The following is a 21,540-nucleotide window of genomic DNA, read 5'->3' as shown; positions in this document are numbered from 1 at the left end:
GCGCCCGGATGAGTTAGAAGTAACGTAAGTCTAACGTAAAAGGAAACTCGACAGACGGCCGCGCCGGCTGCACATCGAATTTCCCCGGCGTGTGGTTGAGGCGGAAGTAGCGCGCCAGCCGGCGGCTTTCGGCCTCGAAGGCGTTGACCGGGAAAGTCTCGTAATTGCGCCCGCCCGGATGCACCACGTGGTACTGGCATCCGCCCAGGCTGCGGCCGTTCCAGGTATCGACCAGGTCGAAGGTCAGCGGCGAATCCACCGGGATGGTCGGGTGCAGCGCCGATGGCGGCTGCCAGGCGCGGTAGCGGATGCCGGCCACGAACTGGCCGACCGTGCCGGTAGGCTGCAGCGGCACGGATACGCCGTTGCAGGTGAGCACATAACGATCGGAAGCCATGCCGGACACCTTCACCTGCAAGCGCTCCAGCGAGGAATCGACATAGCGCGCGGTGCCGCCGCCGCTGCTCTCCTCGCCCAGCACATGCCAGGGCTCCAGCGCCGTACGCAATTCGATCTCCATGCCCTTGACCGCATAGTCGCCGATCTTGGGGCAGCGGAATTCCATGTGCGGCGCGAACCACTCGGCCTTCATGGCGTAGCCGGCCTCGTTCATATCGTCGATCACGTCGCGGAAATCCTGCGCGATGAAATGCGGCAGCAGGAAGCGGTCGTGCAGTTCGGTGCCCCAGCGCACCAGCCGCGCCGGCTGGTACGGCTGCTGCCAGAAACGCGCCACCAGGCCGCGCAGCAGCAACTGCTGGGTCAGGCTCATGCGCGCATGCGGCGGCATCTCGAAGGCGCGCAGCTCCAGCAGGCCCAGGCGGCCGGTGGCGCTGTCGGGCGAATACATCTTGTCGATGCAGAACTCGGCGCGGTGGGTGTTGCCGGTGACGTCGATCAGCAGGTTGCGCAGCAACCGATCCACCAGCCACGGCGGGCATTCGCCCTTGGCGACCTGCTTGTCCATCTCGACGAAAGCCAGCTCGATCTCCACCGTCGAATCGTTGCGCGCCTCGTCGATGCGCGGCGCTTGCGAGGTCGGGCCGATGAACATGCCCGAGAACAGGTAGGACAGCGACGGATGGTTGTGCCAGTACGAAATCAGGCTGCGCAGCAGATCCGGCCGGCGCAGGAAGGGCGAATCGCCGGTGGTGATGCCGCCCAGCACCATGTGGTTGCCGCCGCCGGTGCCGGAGTGATGGCCGTCCAGCATGAACTTCTCGGTGGTCAGGCGCGACTCGCGCGCGGCCTCGTACAGGTGGGTGGTCTGTTCGACCAGTTCGCTCCAGTTGTTGGCCGGCTGGATGTTGACCTCGATCACGCCGGGGTCCGGCGTCACGCTGAACTTGCGCAAGCGCGGGTCGTTGGGCGGTTCGTAGCCTTCCAGCAGCACCGGCTGCTTGAGTTCCTCCGCCACCGCTTCGATAACGGCCACCAGCTCCAGGTAATGCTCCAGTTGCGCCAGCGGCGGCATGAACAGGTAGAGCACGCCATTGCGCACTTCAGCCGACAGCGCGGTGCGGGTGATCCCGTTGGCCGATTCGCCATGCGCCGGCGTTACGCTGGCGGCATTGCTGGCATTGCTGGCATTGCCGGCATTGTCCGCAGCCTCACCGATCTGCCGCCGCGCCGGCCTGGCCGCGGCGGCGCCGATGGGCGCCCCCACGCGCAACGGCGGCTGTTGCGGGCCGCCAGCCTGGCGCCGGATCTCGGCCGCGCCGGGCAGCCCCTTGAACGCCTGCGACGGGTCGGCCGGATATACCGCCGGATATTCGCTGGCGCTCACCCAGGGCAGCGAATCGAGCGGCAGGCGATAACCCAGCGGCGAATCGCCCGGATACAGGTAGCAGCGCTCGCTGCGCAGGAACCAGCTGCCGCTCTGCCAGCCGCGGCCGTCGAAGCGGCGCGCCAGCGGCAGCACGTGGCCCGCCGCGCTTTGCAGGCCTTGCGTGAACACCCGCATCAGGCGTTCGCGCTCCTGCTTGTCGTCCACGCGCGAATCGAAGGGGTCGACGTTGCCGGGCAGGCGGCGCTCGCGCCACATGTAGTAGAACACGTCCTCGTAGGCGGGGAACACGTTCTTGCCATCCAGCTTCAGACGCTGCGCCACGCGGTGCAGGAAGTGGCTGGTGACGATCTTGTCGGCCACGTTCGGCTGGGTCTCGTCGCCGATGAGCGCGGGATTGAGCCAGATCGGTTCGCCGTCGCGCCGCCAGTAGCAGTTCAGCGCCCAGCGCGGCAACTGCTCGCCGGGGTACCACTTGCCCTGGCCGAAATGCGGCAGGCCTTGCACCGCGTACTTGTCGCGCATGCGGTGGTAGAGCGCGGCCGCCAGCGGCTTCTTGGTCGGCCCCATGGCGGCGGTATTCCATTCCGGCTCGTCCGGGTGGTCGAGCGAGACGAAGGTCGGCTCGCCGCCCATGGTCAGGCGCACATCGTTGGCGACCAGGTCGTGGTCGATTGCGTGGCCGAGCGCTTCGATCTCGGCCCACTGCTCCTCGCTGTAGGGCTTGGTCACGCGCGGCGCTTCCCAGATGCGCTTGACGCTCATCAGATGCTCAAACTCGACTTCGCAGGGGTCGACCAGGCCCGACACCGGCGCCGCCGAAGCCGGCTCGGGCGTGCATGACAGCGGGATGTGGCCTTCGCCGGCGAACAGCCCCGAGGTTGGGTCCAACCCGATCCAGCCGGCGCCCGGCAGGTAGACCTCGCACCAGGCATGCAGGTCGGTGAAGTCGGCCTCGGGGCCGGAGGGGCCGTCCAGCGATTTCTGGTCGGCCGTCAGCTGGATCAGGTAGCCGGAGACAAAGCGCGCCGCCAGCCCCAGATGCCGCATCAGTTGCACCAGCAGCCAGGACGAGTCGCGGCAGGAGCCCGACTTCAGTTCCAGCGTCTGCTCCGGGGTCTGCACGCCGGGTTCCATGCGGATGGTGTAATCGATGTGGTTGGCCAGCTTCTGGTTCAACGCGACCAGGAAATTGGCGCTGCCCATTTTCTCGCGTGAAATCCCATCGAGGAATTTCTTGAACAAGGGTGACAACGGCAGCTTCTGCCGGTACGGCATCAGTTCGTTCTGCAAGTCCTTGGCGTACTCGAAGGGGAATTGCTCGGCGTAGGGTTCGAGGAAGAAATCGAACGGGTTGATGACCGACATCTCGGCCACCAGGTCGACCTCGATCTTGAATTCGGTGGTTTTCTCCGGGAACACCAGGCGCGCCAGGTAATTGGCCTCGGGATCCTGCTGCCAGTTGATGAAGTGCGGCTCCGGCAGGATGCGCAGCGAATAGCTCAGGATGCGGGTACGGCTGTGCGGGGCGGGACGCAGGCGGACGACTTGCGGCCCGAGGTTGATTGGACGGTCATACCGGTACGAGGTGACATGGTTCAGCGCCACGTGAATTGACATGGAGATCCTTTACGGCGAGCAAATGATGAATACCTGACTGCGATCTGCATTTCCGTCATCCGCTCCATGCGCCTTTCCGGTTGCGCAAGGCGGGCGCAGCGACGGTGATGCATACCGGGTTATGCGTGAAACCTGTTCATTACCCCTCCCCTGGAACTGCGACTACGCCGCCGTACCTACCTGTGATGCATATTAATGAAATCCCGCAGGCGTGGATAGATTTCGTTTTCCCAGCGGCGGCCGTTGAAGACGCCGTAATGTCCCACGGCCGTCTGAACGTGGTGCAAGCGCATGTAAGGCCGGATGCTGCTGCACATTTCCTGTGCGGCCACCGTCTGGCCGACGGCGCAGATGTCGTCCTTCTCGCCCTCGATGGTCAACAGCGCGGTGCGGCGGATGGCGCGCGGATTGACGGCGCGCCCCTGGTATTGCAACGCGCCCAGCGGCAGCGCATGCTCCTGGAACACCAGTTGCACCGTCTCCAGGTAAAACTCGGCCGGCAAGTCCGACATGGCGAAGTATTCTTCATAGAAGGTCTTGATCTGCGAGGCCTTCTCGTCATCCCCGTCGGCCAAGTGGCGGTACAGGTTACGGAAAGCGTCGACGTGGCGGTTCAGGTTCATGTTCATGAACGCGGCCAGTTGCATGAAACCCGGATACACGCGCCGGCCGCCGCCCGCATGGCGGGCCGGCACGGTGCTGACCATGTTCTTTTCGAACCAGGCGATCGGTTTGCTCTTGGCCAGGGCATTGACGGCAGTGGGATTGACCCGCGTGTCGAGCGGGCCGGCCATCAGCGTCATGGTGCGCGGCTGCGCCGCATTGCCGTCGTCGGCCATCACGGCGGCCGCCGTCAGGGCCGCCACGGTAGGCTGGCAAACCGCCAGCAGATGGGCGCCCGGCCCCAGGATCTCGAGAAAGGAGATGATGTGGGAAACGTATTCATCCATGCCGAACTTGCCATGCCCGAGCGGGATGTCGCGCGCATTGTGCCAATCGGTGATGTAGACATCGTGATGGCGCAACAGGGTGTTGACCGTGCCGCGCAGCAAGGTGGCGAAGTGGCCCGACATCGGCGCCACCACCAGCACCTTGGGCTGGGCATCCGGAATTTCCTTGCGAAAATGCAGCAGGCTGCAAAAAGGCGTGCCGGCGACGACCTCCTCGCGCACCGAAACTGTGCACCCATCATCGTCAACGGCGGTGATCCCGAAATCCGGGCGGACGTGGGTGAGCTGGGTACGCGCGAACACTTCGCAGGCCGACGCCAGCCTGCGCATGACAGGATGCGCCGGCAAGCCCGGCCATTGGTACCCGAACACGGGTGCCATCATCCTGGCGCAAGTCCGCAGGGGATCGGTGGCGTCTGCATATTGCTGGTAGAGCTGGTAGGTATTGATCATGAGGACGCCGCCCTTCTGTCTCTTATAGTGTTCGCTCGCAGTCTTCCTTGCGATGCAATATGCATGCCACTGATATCCACCGATGCCTTTCGCGGCGCGGCCCGCGCGCCGCCATCGCGGCATTTTTTGTCGACCGTGGGCCGCGACAAATCCGCAGGCTGGCACGCGCTTTGCAAGCACATGCTCCAGCTGCCGCCTTCCATCCCGGCCGGACAAACACGGGAACAAAAGCGGCAACGATGTCGTGCCTGCGCCAGCGTATCCGCGCCGGCAACGTCGTGCCCAAAGTCAACATTGCAAGAAAACAGATAAAGGACTGACATGCCTAAGACGACTTTGCGCATCACCAGCAAGAACTACTCTTCCTGGTCCTTACGCGGCTGGCTCCTGGTCAAGTTCGCCGGGTTGTCTTTCGAGGAAGACATCGTGCCGCCGGACGATCCGACCGCCCGCGCGGAGATCCTGCTGCTGTCTTCCTCCATCCTGGTGCCCAGCCTCAAGCATGGCGGCGTGCTGGTGTGGGACACCCTGGCCATTGCCGAATACCTCAACGAAATCCGTCCCGGGGCGCAGCTGCTGCCGGCCGACCAGGCCGCCCGCGCGCACTGCCGCGCGGTATGCGGCGAAATGCATTCGGGCTTCTCGGCGCTGCGCGCGGCATTGCCGATGAACCTCAAGGCGCACTTCCCCAACTTCAAGGTATGGTCGCGCGCCGAAGCCGACATCCACCGCATCACCACCATCTGGAAGGAATGCCTGGCCAAGTACGGCGGCCCCTTCCTGTTCGGCGAGCAGCGCACCATGGCCGACGCCATGTATGCGCCGGTAGTGACGCGCTTCGTCACCTACGACGTCAAGCTCGATCCGGTGTGCGCGGCCTATGGCAAGCGCATCATGGCCATGCCGGAGATGCAGGAATGGATCACCGCCGCCAAGAAGGAGCCGGAAGACATTGATGAGCTGGATGTGGAGTTTTAGGACGCGTTCGCTGGAAAATCGAACGCGCCCGCGGGTGCGGCGGCCGCCGCAGCTATTTTTGTCGCAAGCCAAATGCGGGACGCCGCAGAAAGGATGGATGTGATGAACACGGTAGCTGAAAGCGTATTGGCAGGAAACACGTTCTCGCATGTATGCGAGGGCGATACGCCCTACGAATCGGGAGGGTTGCGCGACTTTTTCCTCTACCGCGACCTCGGCATCGCCGCCGCCACGGGCGGGCAAGTGGTCGCACAACTGGTCAAGGCCAACATGGCGCCGGAAGAAGGCACGGGATGGCACCGGCACGAGGCGAATTTCCACATCGTCATCATGTTGAAGGGCTGGGCGCGTTTCATGTATGAAGACCAGGTGACGCTGGTGAAGGCCGGCGACTGCGTACACCAGCGCCCCGGCATCGTGCATTTCCTGTTCGATTATTCGCCCGACATGGAGTACCTGGAGATCGTCAGCCCGGCCGATTTCAAGACCATCGACATGCCGGCGCCATGCGCCGTGCCGCCGCCCACGCCGTGGAACTGAGCCGGGCGCGACGCGCACTTTCCGCCCGGCCTCCCGTTTCATCGGCGTACCGGTCTCGATGAAACGGGGCATGCTTTTGCGGGATTTTTCGAACGTGTGCAAGAAGGAAAAACGGATCGGGAGCAAAGATCGAAACCATGAAACTTTCCACTGTCCAAAAACATATGCCTCTGATAGGCTTATCCGGCACACGCTAGCAAGCGCGCGCCTTTGCAGAAGATCTCCACGTCTCGTTTGTCGTCACATTCAACTTAGAAAAGTTCCTGTCCACACCAGGAAAACGAATCAAATTTATGGCACATTTTTTCGATGAGATGTATTCGGGGAGCGTCGCAAGCGACAACCCGCAAGTGCGCCAGCACTACGCCGAATTCGCCCACTGGCTGGCGGCGCAGTCGGCTGAAACCATCGCCCGCAAACGTGCCGAGTCCGACCTGATCTTCCGCCGCGTCGGCATCACCTTCGCGGTCTACGGCAACGACGCCGGCACCGAGCGGCTGATCCCCTTCGACATCATCCCGCGCATCATCCACAAGGCCGAATGGGCCAAGCTGGAAGCCGGCCTCGTGCAGCGCGTCAAGACGCTCAACATGTTCATCCACGACATCTACCACGAGCAGAAGATCGTCAAGGCCGGCATCATTCCGCCCGAGCAGATCTTCCAGAACGCGCAGTACCGCCGCGAGATGCAGGACGTGAACGTGGTCAACGACATCTACGCGCACATCGCCGGCGTCGATATCGTGCGCGCCGGCGAGGGCGAGTTCTACGTGCTCGAAGACAACCTGCGCGTGCCCTCCGGCGTGTCGTACATGCTGGAGAACCGCAAGATGATGATGCGGCTGTTCCCCGACCTGTTCACGCGCCACAAGATCGCCCCGGTCGACCATTACCCCGACCTGCTGCTGGACAACCTGCGCTCGGTGGCGCCGGCCGGCGTGACCGATCCGGTGGTGGTGGTGATGACCCCGGGCATGTACAACTCGGCCTATTTCGAACATGCCTTCCTGGCCCAGCAGATGGGCGTGGAGCTGGTCGAGGGCCAGGACCTGTTCGTCAAGGACAACGTGGTCTACATGCGCACCACGCGCGGCCCCAGGCGGGTCGACGTGATCTACCGCCGCATCGACGACGACTTCCTCGATCCGCTGGCGTTCCGTCCCGATTCCGCGCTGGGCGTGCCGGGCCTGCTGCAGGCCTACCGCGCCGGCAAGGTGACGCTGACCAACGCCATCGGCACCGGCGTGGCCGACGACAAGTCGATCTATCCGTATGTGCCGGACATGGTGCGCTTCTATCTCTCGGAAGAACCCATCCTCAACAACGTGCCGACCTACCAGTGCCGCAAGAAGGAAGACCTCGACTACACGCTGGCCAACCTCGGGAAGCTGGTGGTCAAGGAAGTGCACGGCGCCGGCGGCTACGGCATGCTGGTCGGCCCGGCCTCGACCAAGCAGGAAATCGAGGATTTCCGCGCCCGCGTCATCGCCAAACCCGACGGCTACATCGCCCAGCCCACGCTGGCGCTGTCGGTCTGCCCGACCTATGTCGAGGCCGGCATCGCGCCGCGCCACCTCGACCTGCGCCCGTTCGTGCTGTCCGGCAAGAACGTGACGATGGTCAAGGGCGGCCTGACGCGCGTAGCGCTCAAGGAAGGCTCGCTGGTGGTGAACTCGTCGCAGGGCGGCGGCACCAAGGACACCTGGATTCTGGAGAAATAAGATGCTCAGCCGTACCGCCGATCACCTGTTCTGGATGGCCCGCTACACCGAGCGCGCCGAAAACACCGCGCGCATGCTCGACGTGCATGTGCAGACCGCGCTGCTGCCGCAATCGACCGATGACGCCGAGCAAGGCTGGCGCGCCGTCCTCGGCATTTCCGAGCTGCTGTACGGCTACAACCAGAAGTACGACCAGCTCACGCAAAGGGATGTGATCGACTTCATGGTGCGCGATCCGAACAACCCTTCGTCGATCGCCTCCTGCCTGCGCCAGGCGCGCGAGAACGCGCGCGCGGTGCGCGGCGCGCTGACCACCGAAGCCTGGGAAATCCAGAACGCCACCTGGATCAAGATGCAGTCCTACCTGCAGACCAACGCGCTGGAGCAGAACCCGAGCGATTTCTTCGAATGGGTCAAGCACCGCTCGCACCTCTCGCGCGGCGTCACCATCGGCACCATGCTCAAGGACGAGGCGTTCCACTTCATCCGCCTGGGCACCTTCCTGGAGCGCGCCGACAACACGGCGCGCATCATCGACGTCAAGTTCCACGGCGCCAAGGAAAGCCAGTCGCAAAAGCACAACGGCCAATCGCAATCGCAGTCGCAATCCGGAGAGAAAGGCGACGGCCAGATCGACTTCTACTACTGGGCCGCGATCCTGCGCTCGGTGTCCGGTTTCGAGATCTACCGCAAGGTCTACCGCGACGTCATCACGCCCGAGCGGGTAGCCGAACTGCTGATCCTGCGCGCCGACATGCCGCGCTCGCTGCTGGCCTGCATGGGCCATGTGCTGTCCAACCTGAAGAACGTGCACAACGACGTCTCGTCCGACACCGAACGCTTCGCCGGCAAGCTGCACGCCGACCTCAAGTTCGCGCGCATCGAGGAAGTGCTCGATGCCGGGCTGCACGATTACCTGACGGTATTCCTGGAGCGCATCTTCGAGCTGGGCAACCGGATCAGCCGGGATTTTCTTGTTCCTTTGGCAGCATGAATATTCAAAAAACCAACGCCATTACCTAAGAAAATTCTGAATTGCGCCGTTACTGTAGGCACACGGCGACAAGAAGCCCTTGTCCGCGACTTGGGTGGACAAGGCTTCCTGTAAAATCCGGTTTTTACATTTTCAGATCACATCATGACCTATTGCGTTGCCATGCGCCTGAACAGCGGCCTGGTATTCCTCTCCGATTCGCGAACCAATGCGGGGGTCGACCATATCGGCACTTTCCGCAAAATGAGTGTTTACGAGAATCCGGGCGATCGCGTCATGGTCCTGATGACCGCAGGAAATCTCTCGATTTCGCAGTCGATCCGCCAGATGCTGGGCGAGCGCACCAACGCCGAGGGGCGCAGCATCTGGACCGCCACCTCCATGTACGAGGCGGCCCAGATCCTGGGCGACGCCATCCGCGCGGTGCATGAGCGCGAAGCCGGCGAACTGGGCAAGTTCGGCATCGACTTCAACGTTTCCATCATCTTCGGCGGCCAGATCAAGGGCGAACGTTGCCGCCTGTTCCAGATGTATTCGGCCGGCAACTTCATCGAGTCGCACGACGAGAACACCTATTTCCAGATCGGCGAAGCCAAATACGGCAAGCCCATCATCGACCGCGTGGTCACGCCTTCGACCACGCTGGACGAGGCCGCCAAGTGCGCCCTGATTTCCATGGACTCGACGCTGAAGTCGAATATCTCGGTCGGCCTGCCGCTGGACCTGCTGCTCTACAACAGCGACGAGCTGGCCGTGAGCCGTTTCGTGACGATCGACGAGCACAACCAGTATTTCCAGATGATCCGCCGCAGCTGGGGCGCGCAACTGAAGCGCGTGTTCGAAGCCATCGACGATCCGGTCTGGGATGCCGCGCCCGAAGCCACGCTCAATGTGCTGTCTTCCTCCGCCGACCACAGCGAACCGGTGCGGGTGCCGCCGCCGCCCAATGTCGCGCGCAATGCCTCGACCGTGCCGCGCCAGATCCTGGCGCATCAGGACGGCAATAAGGAACAGGCCCATTAAATTCCAGAAAATTTCCTTCTGGAAATAAAAATGGCTGCGATATCGCTATCGCAGCCATTTTTTTATCTTTTTCCCTCCGCTGGAAAGCCAGGGAGGGAAAATTTCTTTCAGACAACAATCGTCTGCGCTTCGCCTTCGGCGCGGGCGCGAATATGGCCGATGCGGAACACGGTCTCGCCGGCCGCCTTCAGGTGCGCTTCGGCGGCGTCCGCGTTTTCCCTGGAGACGATCACGGTCATGCCGATGCCGCAGTTGAAGACGCGGTGCATCTCGGCATCGGCCACGCCGCCGTGCTGCTGCAGCCAGGAAAACAGCGGCGGCATGGTCCAGGACTTGGCGTCCAGTTCCGCGGTCAGGTTGTCCTGCAGCACGCGCGGAATGTTTTCCACCAGGCCGCCGCCGGTGATGTGGACCATGCCCTTGACTTCCAGCTTCTCCATCAGCGACAGCAGCGGCTTGACATAGATGCGGGTCGGCGCCATCAGCACGTCGGCCAGCTTGCGGCCGTGGAAATCGGCGTTCAGGTCGGGCTTGGCCACTTCCAGGATCTTGCGCACCAGCGAGTAGCCGTTGGAATGCGCGCCCGACGAGGCCAGGCCCAGCACTACGTCGCCCGGTGCGATCTTGGTGCCGTCGATGATCTTGGACTTTTCCACCGCGCCGACCGCGAAACCGGCCAGGTCGTACTCGCCATCGGGGTACATGCTGGGCATTTCGGCGGTTTCGCCGCCGATCAGGGCGCAGCCGGCCTGTTCGCAGCCGGCGGCGATGCCCTTGATGACATCGGTGGCCGAAGCCACGTCCAGCTTGCCGCAGGCAAAGTAATCGAGGAAGAACAGCGGCTCGGCGCCCTGCACCAGGATGTCGTTGACGCTCATGGCGACCAGGTCGATACCGACCGTATCGTGCCTGTTAAGATAGAACGCCAGCTTCAGCTTGGTGCCCACGCCGTCGGTGCCGGACACCAGCACCGGTTCCTTGTATTTCTTGCTGATCTCGAACAGGGCGCCGAAACCGCCAATGCCTCCCAGCACGCCTTCGCGGGTGGTGCGCTTGGCAAAAGGCTTGATTGCCTCCACCAGGGCGTCGCCGGCATCGATGTCGACGCCGGCGTCGCGGTAGGAAAGGGAGACATTGGATGATGAAGTCATGATGATATTGCCAGTGAAGACGGTAAAATAAGGAAATCCGGGGTTGATAAACCCCGCTAAACCGTGATTTTAACAAAACCGACACCCCCAAACCCCGATTCCATGCCTTTTTCTTTATCCGAAGAGCAAAAACAAAATCTGGTGTGGCTGATCGTCGGAATCCTGCTGCTGGCCCTGCTGGCCGCGCTCGGCCCCATGCTGTCGCCATTCATCGCCGCCGGCATCATCGGCTACGCGCTCAATCCGGGCGTGGACTGGATCGCCAGCCGCCGCATCGGCCCGCTGCGGGTGCCGCGCTTCGTGGCCGTGACCATCATGATTTTGCTGCTGATATTGGCCGTGTTGGCGCTGGTGCTGATCGTCGTGCCGCTGCTGCTGCGCCAGATCCCGCAATTGCAGGCGCAAATACCGCCGTTGCTGGACAAGCTCAACGCCATCGTGTCGCCGCGCCTGCACCTATTGGGCATCGACGTGCGCCTGGATCTGGCCGGCATCAAGGCCTTGCTGACCCAGCAGATCAGCACCAGCAGCGATGAAATGTGGACCTCCGTGCTGGCCTCGGCGCGCGCGGGCGGCACGGCGCTGCTGGCCTGGGCCGCCAATCTGCTGTTTGTGCCGATGGTGCTGTTCTACCTGCTGCAGGACTGGCATCCCTTCATCAAGCGCGTGCAGAGCATGATCCCGCGCCGCTGGGCGCCGCGCATCAACCTCATGGCGACCGAAGTCAACGACCTGCTGGGCCAGTACCTGCGCGGCCAGTTGCTGGTGATGCTGACGCTGGCGGTCTATTATTCGGTGGCGCTCACGGTCGCCGGCTTCGACAGCGCCCTGCCGGTCGGCGTGCTGACCGGCCTGCTGGTGTTCATTCCCTACGTCGGCTTCGGCATGGGCCTGGTGCTGGCGATCCTGGCCGCCATCCTGCAATTCGACGGCGCCGTGGGCTTGCTGTGGGTGGCGCTGATCTATGGCATCGGGCAGGTGCTGGAAAGCTTTATCCTCACGCCCAAGCTGGTCGGCGAACGCATCGGCCTGCATCCGCTGGTCGTGATCTTCGCGCTGCTGGCGTTCGGCCAGTTGTTCGGTTTCGTGGGCGTGCTGCTGGCGCTGCCGGCATCGGCCATCGTCTCGGTGATCGCCATGCACGTGCGGCGCGCCTATCTGGCCAGCAATTTTTACAACCACTGACGTGCGCCATGTCCTATTCCAGCCCCAGCGTCCGAATGAGAAGCAATGCCGCGCAAGGCGCACGCTCATCCGAAATCCTTCGGGCGGCCCCGGAAACGGGCCGCCCGCCGCCTTATTTCTCCTTGCCGCAGCGCCGCTGCGGCATGTCGTCGTGCCTTGTATCCGGCCCGTTTCCGGGGCTGGAATAGGACATAACACATTCCGATGAAACAGATTCCGCTCGATTTAAGCGCGGACCAGCCGCAAAGCTTCGATACTTTCGTTACTGGCCGCAATGAAGAACTGCTGCAGCGCTTGCAGCAACTCGCCACGGCCGGCGCGGACAAGTCCGCCCACACCGCCAGCGCCAGCACCGACCGCTTCCTCTACCTCTGGGCCGAAGCCGGCGCCGGCAAGAGCCACCTGCTGCATGCCATCGCGCACCAGGCCGGCGATCAAGCGCGCCTGATCGCCGCCGATGCGCCGGAATCGGCCTTCGAGTACAGCCCGCAGGTCGCGCACTACCTGATCGACGACGCCGACCAGCTCGGTCCGCCAGCCCAGATCGCCGCCTTCAACCTGTTCAACCAGATCCGCGAACAAGGCGGCTGGCTGGTCTCGACCGGCGCGCTGCCGCCGACCCAATTGGAACTGCGCGAAGACCTGCGCACGCGCCTGGGCTGGGGCCTGATCTACCAAGTGCACGGCCTGTCGGACGACGAGAAAATCGCCGCCCTCGCGCAGGCCGCGCAAGGCCGCGGGCTGGAACTGCCGCCCGGCATGCTGCCCTACCTGCTGACCCATTACCGGCGCGACATGCCTTCGCTGTCGCGCATGCTCGATGCGCTGGACCGCTACTCGCTGGCGACCAAGCGCGCCATTACGCTGCCACTGCTGCGCGATCTGTTACAACAGGAAACCGAACAACAATGAACCTTGCCTTATTCGACCTCGACCACACGCTGCTTCCGCTCGACTCCGACCACGAGTGGGGCGAGTTCCTGGCCCGCACCGGCGCCGTCGATGCCGCCAGCTTCAGGCAGGCCAACGACCAATGGTTCGCCCAATACCAGGCGGGCACGCTGGACCCGGTCAAGTACCTGGAGTTCGCCTTCGGCATCCTCGCCAGGTTCCCGCGCGCGCAACTGGACGAGATGCATCGCCAGTTCATGGCTGAAGTGATCCAGCCGGCGATCCTGCCGCAGGCGCTGGCGCTGGTGAAGAAACACCTGGACGCCGGCGACCTGGTCGCCATCGTCACCGCCACCAACCACTTCGTGACCGAGCCCATCGCCTCGCACTTCGGCGTGCAACACCTGATCGCCGCCCTGCCGGAGCTGGACGAACTCGGCAACATCACCGGCAAGCTGCGCGGCACGCCGACCTACGGTCCCGGCAAGATCGTCCACACCGAAGCCTGGCTGGACCGGCTCGGACACACGCTGGCCAAGTTCGAGCGCAGCTACTTCTACAGCGACTCGCAAAACGACATCCCGCTGCTCGAACGCGTGACCGATCCGGTGGCCACCAACCCCAACGCCAAGCTGCTGGCGCATGCCCAGGCGCGCGGCTGGCCGGTGATCAATCTCTTCGACGGCCACGCGCAATGATCAAGAAACTGATTCGCTCGATCCTGGGCAAGGGCAAGAAAGGCGCCGCCTCCGACGCCACCGAACCGGACGTGCTCGGCCCCAAACAGCACGGCATCGATCCTTCGCTGGTGTCGCCCAACGCGGTGCGCGTGACCCAGACGCTGCAGGAAGCCGGCTTCAAGGCTTTCATCGTCGGCGGCGCGGTGCGTGACCTGCTGCTGTCGGTCAAGCCCAAGGATTTCGACGTCGCCACCAACGCCACTCCGGAACAGGTCAAGCAATTGTTCCGCCGCGCCTTCATCATCGGCCGCCGCTTCCAGATCGTGCACGTGATGTTCGGCCAGGAACTGATCGAAGTCACCACCTTCCGCGGCGCCTCGGCCGACAACTCGCCCAAGGACGAACACGGCCGCGTGCTGCGCGACAACACCTTCGGCGAACAGCATGAGGACGCGGTGCGGCGCGACTTCACCATCAACGCCATGTACTACGATCCGGCCACGCAGACGGTGCTGGATTACCACGGCGGCATCGCCGACATCCGCGCCAGGAAGCTGCGCATCATCGGCGAGCCCGAAGCGCGCTACCGCGAAGACCCGGTGCGCATGCTGCGCGTGGTGCGCTTCGCCGCCAAGCTCAAGTTCACCATCGCCCCCGCCAGCAGCGCACCCATCCGCGTGATGGCGCCGCTGATCGACAACGTGCCGGCCGCGCGCGTGTTCGACGAGATGCTCAAGCTGCTCATGAGCGGACACGCCCTGGCCTGCCTGCAGCAGCTGCGCAAGGAAGGCCTGCACCACGGGTTGTTGCCGCTGCTGGACGTGGTGCTGGAACAACCGCTGGGAGAGAAGTTCGTGACGCTGGCGCTGGCCAATACCGACGCCCGCGTCAAAGAAGGCAAGCCGGTGTCGCCCGGTTTCCTGTTCGCCTCGCTGCTGTGGCACCAGGTGCTGGAGAAATGGCGCGCCTACCAGGCCGCCGGCGAATATCCGATCCCCGCGCTGCACCTGGCCGCCGACGACGTGCTCGATGCCCAGACCGAAAAGCTGGCCCTGCAGCGCAAGATCGCCTCCGACATGCGCGACATCTGGGCCATGCAGCCGCGCTTCGAACGCCGCGTCGGCAAGGCGCCCTACAAGCTGCTGGAGCACCTGCGCCTGCGCGCCGGCTACGACTTCCTGATGCTGCGTTGCGCATCGGGCGAGCTCGACGCCGAGCTGGGCGAATGGTGGAGCGCCTTCATCGGCGGCAGCGGCGCCGAGCGCGAAGAACTGATCGCCCGCAAGCCAGCCGATACCGCTTCCGGCCCCGCGCCCAAGAAACGCAAGCGCCGCGGCGGCCGCAGCCGCTCAAAGGATGCCGCGCAAGGAGAAGCGGACAACGATACCGCGGCGGAAGCGGCGCCGGCGCCTGAAAAGACGGCCCCCGCCGCACCGGAAAGCGCCGATGCCGGCAGCGCCCAGGCCCCCAGGCGCCGTCGTCGCAGCCGCAGTCGCAGCGGCGCATCGGGCGGCGCCGACGCCGCGCCCGCCGGCGACAACGACTGACGCATCAATGCAAGCGCAGCAAGCCATCGCCTACATCGGCATCGGCGGCAATCTCGGCGATGCCCGCGGCACGGTCGAAGAGGCGATCAGGCGGCTGGCCGCCTTGCCGCAATCGCAGTTGCTGCGCACGTCGTCGCTCTATCGCACGGCGCCGGTCGACGCCGGCGGCGACGACTACATCAACGCCGTCGCGCAGCTTGCCACCTCGCTGGCCCCGCTCGAGCTGCTGCACGCGCTGCAGAAGATCGAGCTGGAACACGGCCGCGAGCGCCCCTACCGCAACGCGCCGCGCACGCTCGATCTGGATGTGTTGTTGTATGGCGACCGCATCATCGGCGGCGACGAATTGACCGTGCCGCATCCGCGCATGGCGCAACGCGCCTTCGTTCTGGCGCCGCTGCTGGAAATCGATCCCGCCATCGCGATCCCCGGCGTGGGCGCGGCCCAGGCCTGCCTTGCCGGCATCGCCAACCAACCCGTCAGCAAGCTCTGAGGCTGCGCAAAAGCGCGCCCGTCAGGCAGCGCCGTCCTGCGCGTTGCCGGGCGCTTCGCCCTCGCGCGGCAAGGGTCGCAATTCCGGCAGGCGGCGATGGTGCCCCTTGAGCCACAAGGGCAGCTCATTGGCCTGTATGGGCTTGGCGATCAGATAGCCTTGCCCGATATTGCAGCCGAAGTCCTGCAGCAGGCGCCAGTCCTCCATGTTCTCGATGCCTTCGGCCACCGTCACCAGCTCCAGGCGCCGCGCCATGTCCAATGCGGACTGCAAGATCACGCGCAGGTTCTTGCGTTCATGCGCGCCATGCACGAAGGAACGGTCGATCTTCAACTCGGTAAACGGGATGCGCGCCAACTGCTGCATCGAAGAAAAGCCGGTGCCGTAATCGTCGATCGACAGGCCAAAACCTTTGAGCCGCAAGCGCGCCAGCATGCCCAGCGAATTGCCCTTGTGCGCCACCACCGAACCTTCGGTAATTTCCAGCACCACGCGGTCGGCCGGCAGCGCATGGCGCTCCACCAGCCCCATGATCCGCTGCATGAAATCGGGCTGCTCCAGCGACAGCGGCGACAGGTTCACCGCCACCTTGATCGCCAGCCCGCGGCTGTGCCAGACCGCCGCCTGCGCGGTGGCCTGGTCCATCATGCTGATGGTGAGGTCATGGATCAGGCCGCAGTTTTCAGCCAGCGGGATGAAACGGTCCGGCGGGATCATGCCGCGCTCGGGATGGATCCAGCGCGCCAGCGCTTCGACGCCTTTCAGGATCCCGGTCTGCACGTCGACCTTGGGCTGGTAGTAGGGAACGATCTGGCCATTGGCGATGGCCGCCGCCAGGTCGGCCTCGCACATCGACGGGCCGGGGTCGGCATGCTGCCGCGCATTGCTGTGCAACGGCGTGAAGGTGTGCAGCGCGGCCGCCAGCTTCTCGTTGCTCAGCGGCTTTTGCAGCGCGCCGAGGACATGCATGCCAAGCGCCTGGATCATGGTCTCCACCGACTGCAGCAACGCAGCCTCGCGGCTGGAGGCGACGATGAGCGGCATGTTCACGCCCTTCTGCTGCAGTTGCTGGATCAGTTCGATGCCATCCATGCCCGGCATCTCAAGGTCGATCACGGCCACCCCCGGCGGCAGCTTCAACAAGGCCAGCAAGTCCAGCGCCTCGTTGCCGTTGCCGGCCTCGTAGATCATGTCTATTCCCAGTTCCTGCAGCAGGCCGACGGTATGCTGGCGCTGCAGCGCGCTGTCGTCGACCACCAGCGCCGACTCGATCAGGTCACTTAAGTTCTCGGAGGCCATATTGTTCAATCACGGCAGAGATGTTTTCGAGGGAGATGACATCGTGGACGCCACCCAGCTGTATTGCTTCTTTTGGCATGCCGAAGACGACGCTGCTGCGTTCGTCCTGGGCGTAGGTATTCGCGCCGCGATCGGCCATTTCCTTCATGCCGCGGGCGCCGTCGTCGCCCATGCCGGTCATGATGATGCCGACCCCGTTGCTGCCGGCAGCCTTCGCCATCGAGCGGAACAGCACATCCACCGAGGGCTTGTGCCGGCTCACGAGAGGGCCGTTGATGACTTCTACATAGTACTGCACGCCATCCCGCTTTACTACCAGATGCATGCCGCCCGGCGCGATCAGGACGCGGCCCGGCATCACCATATCCAGGTGCACGGCCTCCTTGACATCGACTTGCGAAATCTTGTGCAGACGCTCGGCAAAACTATGCGTGAACCGCTCCGGCATGTGCTGCACCACCACCACTCCCGGACAGTGTTGCGACAGCCCGCCCAGCACCAGCTCCAGCGCTTGCGGTCCGCCGGTCGAGGCGCCGATGGCGACGATCCTGGCCGTCTCCGGACACGCCGCATCGCCCCCTCTCGGGGCATCGAGCACCACGTCGGCGCTGTATTTCTGCAGATCGCCGTCCCAGTCCTTGCCATGCAACATTTCCCGAGGCGGCGTCTTGGGCCTGCGGATTTCCACGGCCGCCGCCGTTGCCGGCGCAGGCTGGGCAGGTTGCGCGGCGGGATGCCCCAGATGCGCCTGGGCCGCGGCGCGGATGGCATTGGCCAGGTCGTCGAAAGCGTCGTGCAAAAAATTGCGCACGCCCAGCGCCGGCTTGGAAATGATGCTGACCGCGCCGGCGGCCAGCGCCTCCATGGTGATCTCGGCGCTGCTGTCGGTGCGCGCCGAACAGATGATCACCGGCGTCGGGCGCAGCGCCATGATCTGCTTCAGGAAGGTGATACCGTCCATGCGCGGCATCTCGATATCGAGCACGATCACATCCGGCCAATCCTGCCGCATCTTGCGCATGGCAAAGATGGGGTCGGATGCCGTGGCCACGACCTGGATGTCGCTGGTGGCGCTGAGCAATTCCTGCATCAGCTGGCGCACCACCGACGAGTCATCCACCACCATGACCCTGATCATAGCCGTCTCCCTTGCCGCCCGCCGCCGTGCGCCGCAGCAATGGCGGTGCTGCGGGGGGTCATTGCGGCTTCCTGTAAATGGACGGCGAATGCATCTCCAGCCCCAGCAGCATCCCATGCAGCGATTCGGAGTGCCCGACCACCAGGTAACCGCCGGGCCGCAAGCGCCTGATCACGTCATTGAGCACCTTGGTCTTGGTGGGGAAGTCGAAATAAATGATCACGTTGCGCAGGAAAATCAGGTCGAAGCTGCCGTCGTCGAAGGCATCCAGGTCCATCAGGTTGCGCTGGGCGAACTCCACCTTGCGGCGCAGCTCTCCATCCACCAGGAAATGCCCCTCGTATTCGCCGGTCCCGCGCAGGCAATAACGTTTGAGATAAGCCTTCGGAATGTTCTGGCCGCGCGCCATCGGGTACAGCGCCCGACGCGCGAAACCGAGCACGCGCATGCTGATGTCGGAAGCGAATACCGACCACGACCCGCCGGGACGATGGTGGTCCAGCAGCATGGCCAGCGTATAGGCTTCCTCGCCGGTCGAGCTGGCCGCGCTCCAGGCGCGCAGCATTTTCATGCCGGACCAGGCCGGGAGCAGTTCGGCGCTGAGGAAATCGAAATGGCTCTGTTCGCGGAAGAAATAGGTTTCATTGGTGGTGATCAGGTCGATCGCCCGCTGGCGCTCTTCGCTCCCCTGCGCGCCGGAAATGAGCGCATGGTAATCGCTCAACTGCGCTAGCCCCAGTTCATGCATGCGTCCGCTCAAGCGGCTTTGCAGCAACGCCTTCTTCGTGATGGGCAGGTTCAGGCCGATATGCTGCTTGAACAGTTGCTGGAACAGCAGCATGTCGCAATCGCTGACCTCCGGAGCCATCGCCAAGGCGCTGTCCATGGCGTCAGCCTTCCCGGATTTCTGGCTGCCGCCCGGCCCGTTCGTCACGCTCTTCCCCTGCAAGTACGTCGTCTGAACTCATGCCCAGCAGGCTGGACAATTCATCCACGGAAAGCACCTTCTGCACGTCCAGCACCACCAGGAAACGCTCGTTGATGTTGATCATGCCTTCGATGAAGTCGGCCCGCACGCCGGCGCCGAAAGACGGCCGCATCTCGATGCGGTCTTCCTGCACGCTCAGCACCGCGCTGACCGCGTCGACCATCACGCCCAGCAGCAGCTGTTGCTCATCCTGCACCAGCTCCATGATGATGATGCAGGTGCGCTTGGCAATCTCGGTCGGGGCGCGGCCGAAACGCACCGACAGGTCGACCACCGGCACTACCGAGCCGCGCAGATTGATCACCCCGCGCAGGAAGCTCGGCATCAGCGGCACTTCGGTCAGGCCGCCGAACTCGATGATTTCGCGAATGCTGCCGATGGGCATCGCGAAGCTTTCGGCGCCGACCAGGAACGTCAGGTACTGGCGGCTCTCCACCACCTCTTCCGGATGTCTTTTCTTGACCGGTGCGCCATTCAACGACACGCTAGGCATGCTCATCTCCTCTTGCCAGTCGGGTACTCATGTGGCCTCCAGCGCCGGCGCGCGGGAGGAATCGAGACGCGGCTTGCCGGACGCCTGGGCGCCATCGGCATGGCCGGCGCCGTGGCGCGCGCCCAGCGAAAAATAGCGCATCAGTTCGCGCAGGTTCTGCGCCTGGGCGCTCATCTCTTCCGATGTCGCCGACAGCTCTTCCGAGGCGGCCGCATTGAGCTGGGCAGCCTGGGAAATCTGCCCGATGGCCACGTTGATCTGCACCAGGCCCGAATTCTGTTCGCGCGCCGAGAACGAAATGTCGTCGACCAGATCGGCCGTGCGCTGGATCGCCGGCAACATGTTGTCGAGCAGGCCGCCGGCGCGTTCGGCCAGTTCCATGCTGCGCCTGGCGACCCCGACGATCTCCTGCGCCGCCGCTTGCGAGCGTTCGGCCAGCTTGCGCACCTCGCCCGCCACCACGCCGAACCCCCGGCCATGCTCGCCGGCGCGCGCGGCTTCGATGGAGGCGTTGAGCGCCAGCAGGTTGGTCTGGTAGGCAATGTCGTCAATGACGCCGATCTGTCCCGCAATGGCCCGCATGGCATCGATGGTGTCGCGCACCACTTGCGCGCTTTCCTTTGCCGTGCGCGCGGATTCCCCGGCGATCTCGTTGGTCTTGTTGGCGTTGTCGGTATTGTGGCCGACGGTGGCGGTGATTTCCTCCACCACGGATCCCGTCTCTTCGGCGTTGCTCGCCTGCCGCAAGGAGTTGTCGCTCAACTGCTGGGCCGCGGCGGCCAGCTGGCCGGAGGCGCTGGCCAACATGGAAATGGCCTGGCTGACGTCATGCAGCACGCCGTTGAGCCGGTCCACCATCTGTTGCGCGCTGTCGAGCATGCTGCCGCCACCCAGGCGGGAAACATTGAAACGGGTAGTCAGGTCGCCGGCAGCCGCGCGCCTGAGCGACTCCATCGCCTCGCGCGGGTCGCCGCCGATCTGGCGCGCAAACAGGTAGCGCGTATACAGGCCCAGGAGCAGCGCGATGAGCGCCGCCAGCACGGTACTCCCGATCGCGCTGGTCATGTTGCTGCGCTCCAGTTCTTCGGCGCGCGCCTTATTGCCTTCCGCCTGCCGCACGTTTTCCTGGATCAGCAATCCCAACTCGTAACGCGCACGCTGCAGTTGCACATACGCATTGGCGGCTCCCGCGGCGGCCTGTTCCTCCTGCATCTGTTTGCTGGCCTCCCTGGCCGTCCGCACATACTCTTGCAGCACCGGCTCGATTTTCCGTTGCAACTCGCCCTCCAGCGACGAAAGCACCGTGGTTCCCTTGTAATCGTCGAAATACTTGTTCATTTCGGCCACGGCCGACTCCAGCTCATTGGCGATGCGCGTCCCCTCGGCCGGGCTGTCGGCCTTCTGCGCCATGAGCATGCTGAGGTAAATGTCCTGCGTCCCTTTCCGGACTCCGTCTAGATTCACGATCGTCTTGAGGTTGGAGACATAGATCTCCTGCAGCAGGCTGTTCACCTTGTACAAGTTGTAGGCCCCCTGGATGCCGGCTGCCAGCGTAACCAAAGCCGCCGCGGTGAAAAACAGAGCAAGTTTGTTGGCAAGTTTCATGATGT

The 21,540-nt window shown here is 63.9% G+C and carries 19 protein-coding genes; 11 read left to right on the top strand and 8 right to left on the bottom strand.

Annotated elements, in window-relative coordinates:
* Positions 1 to 13: 13 nt before the first annotated feature.
* On the bottom strand, positions 14 to 3,406 hold the full coding sequence (locus FB598_RS12210) for a DUF2126 domain-containing protein (RefSeq protein WP_141914418.1): 3,393 nt from the start codon (positions 3,404 to 3,406) through the stop codon (positions 14 to 16).
* A 176-nt stretch (positions 3,407 to 3,582) separates the two neighbouring features.
* Entirely contained in the window at positions 3,583 to 4,809 is a 1,227-nt protein-coding gene (locus tag FB598_RS12205) for a polyhydroxyalkanoate depolymerase (protein WP_141914419.1), read from the bottom strand.
* A 59-nt stretch (positions 4,810 to 4,868) separates the two neighbouring features.
* Here FB598_RS12205 and FB598_RS12200 point away from each other — a divergent pair, with 59 nt between their 5' ends.
* From FB598_RS12200 to FB598_RS12175, 6 genes are all read left to right on the top strand, one after another.
* A complete protein-coding gene (locus FB598_RS12200) occupies positions 4,869 to 5,129 on the top strand; it encodes a hypothetical protein (protein ID WP_141914420.1) in 261 nt (86 codons plus the stop codon).
* 1 nt (position 5,130) lies between these two features.
* Positions 5,131 to 5,787 (top strand): glutathione S-transferase family protein, encoded by a 657-nt coding sequence (locus tag FB598_RS12195; protein WP_141914421.1) that lies wholly within the window; start codon positions 5,131 to 5,133, stop codon positions 5,785 to 5,787.
* A gap of 102 nt (positions 5,788 to 5,889) precedes the next feature.
* Entirely contained in the window at positions 5,890 to 6,327 is a 438-nt protein-coding gene (locus tag FB598_RS12190; RefSeq protein WP_141914422.1) for a cupin domain-containing protein, read from the top strand.
* A gap of 293 nt (positions 6,328 to 6,620) precedes the next feature.
* The gene (locus tag FB598_RS12185) at positions 6,621 to 8,048 is read left to right on the top strand and encodes a circularly permuted type 2 ATP-grasp protein (RefSeq protein ID WP_141914423.1); all 1,428 of its coding nucleotides are present in this window, start codon (positions 6,621 to 6,623) and stop codon (positions 8,046 to 8,048) included.
* Between the two features lies 1 nt (position 8,049).
* A complete protein-coding gene (locus FB598_RS12180; protein ID WP_141914424.1) occupies positions 8,050 to 9,042 on the top strand; it encodes an alpha-E domain-containing protein in 993 nt (330 codons plus the stop codon).
* 144 nt (positions 9,043 to 9,186) lie between these two features.
* Complete coding sequence (locus tag FB598_RS12175) at positions 9,187 to 10,065, top strand: peptidase (protein ID WP_141914425.1); 879 nt, start codon at positions 9,187 to 9,189, stop codon at positions 10,063 to 10,065.
* 107 nt (positions 10,066 to 10,172) lie between these two features.
* On the opposite strand, the gene purM is transcribed toward FB598_RS12175, so the two are convergent.
* Positions 10,173 to 11,216 carry a phosphoribosylformylglycinamidine cyclo-ligase gene (gene purM / locus FB598_RS12170; protein ID WP_141914426.1) on the bottom strand — a complete coding sequence of 348 codons (1,044 nt, stop codon included), beginning with the start codon at positions 11,214 to 11,216 and terminating at the stop codon, positions 10,173 to 10,175.
* Between the two features lie 102 nt (positions 11,217 to 11,318).
* Here purM and FB598_RS12165 point away from each other — a divergent pair, with 102 nt between their 5' ends.
* From FB598_RS12165 to folK, 5 genes are all read left to right on the top strand, one after another.
* Positions 11,319 to 12,401, top strand: coding sequence for an AI-2E family transporter (locus FB598_RS12165; protein WP_141914427.1), 1,083 nt, complete (start codon positions 11,319 to 11,321; stop codon positions 12,399 to 12,401).
* A gap of 204 nt (positions 12,402 to 12,605) precedes the next feature.
* Positions 12,606 to 13,313, top strand: a complete 708-nt coding sequence (hda, locus tag FB598_RS12160; RefSeq protein ID WP_141914428.1) for a DnaA regulatory inactivator Hda — start codon at positions 12,606 to 12,608, stop codon at positions 13,311 to 13,313.
* Positions 13,310 to 13,990: an HAD family phosphatase gene (locus tag FB598_RS12155; RefSeq protein ID WP_141914429.1), complete on the top strand. Its 681-nt coding sequence runs from the start codon at positions 13,310 to 13,312 to the stop codon at positions 13,988 to 13,990. Before hda ends, FB598_RS12155 begins: the two co-directional genes overlap by 4 nt.
* Positions 13,987 to 15,519 carry a polynucleotide adenylyltransferase PcnB gene (gene pcnB / locus FB598_RS12150; RefSeq protein ID WP_141914430.1) on the top strand — a complete coding sequence of 511 codons (1,533 nt, stop codon included), beginning with the start codon at positions 13,987 to 13,989 and terminating at the stop codon, positions 15,517 to 15,519. Before FB598_RS12155 ends, pcnB begins: the two co-directional genes overlap by 4 nt.
* 7 nt (positions 15,520 to 15,526) lie before the next feature.
* Entirely contained in the window at positions 15,527 to 16,012 is a 486-nt protein-coding gene (gene folK, locus FB598_RS12145; RefSeq protein ID WP_255464000.1) for a 2-amino-4-hydroxy-6-hydroxymethyldihydropteridine diphosphokinase, read from the top strand.
* A gap of 21 nt (positions 16,013 to 16,033) precedes the next feature.
* Here the strand turns inward: folK and FB598_RS12140 are convergent, their stop codons facing one another.
* From FB598_RS12140 to FB598_RS12120, 5 genes are read right to left on the bottom strand one after another with little or no spacing between them, the layout of a single operon-like run.
* On the bottom strand, positions 16,034 to 17,311 hold the full coding sequence (locus FB598_RS12140) for an EAL domain-containing protein (RefSeq protein WP_141914432.1): 1,278 nt from the start codon (positions 17,309 to 17,311) through the stop codon (positions 16,034 to 16,036).
* Positions 17,289 to 18,449, bottom strand: a complete 1,161-nt coding sequence (locus tag FB598_RS12135) for a chemotaxis response regulator protein-glutamate methylesterase (protein WP_141914433.1) — start codon at positions 18,447 to 18,449, stop codon at positions 17,289 to 17,291. Before FB598_RS12135 ends, FB598_RS12140 begins: the two co-directional genes overlap by 23 nt.
* Positions 18,450 to 18,507: 58 nt before the next feature.
* Complete coding sequence (locus FB598_RS12130) at positions 18,508 to 19,335, bottom strand: protein-glutamate O-methyltransferase CheR (protein WP_141914434.1); 828 nt, start codon at positions 19,333 to 19,335, stop codon at positions 18,508 to 18,510.
* Between the two features lie 4 nt (positions 19,336 to 19,339).
* On the bottom strand, positions 19,340 to 19,930 hold the full coding sequence (locus FB598_RS12125) for a chemotaxis protein CheW (protein WP_141914435.1): 591 nt from the start codon (positions 19,928 to 19,930) through the stop codon (positions 19,340 to 19,342).
* 27 nt (positions 19,931 to 19,957) lie between these two features.
* Complete coding sequence (locus FB598_RS12120) at positions 19,958 to 21,535, bottom strand: methyl-accepting chemotaxis protein (RefSeq protein ID WP_141914436.1); 1,578 nt, start codon at positions 21,533 to 21,535, stop codon at positions 19,958 to 19,960.
* Positions 21,536 to 21,540 lie beyond the last annotated feature (5 nt).

Source organism: Herbaspirillum sp. SJZ106 (genome assembly GCF_006715495.1).
Taxonomy (GTDB): domain Bacteria; phylum Pseudomonadota; class Gammaproteobacteria; order Burkholderiales; family Burkholderiaceae_D; genus Herbaspirillum.
Note: the sequence above shows the minus strand (reverse complement) of the source record. Positions and strands in the feature narration are given on the sequence as shown.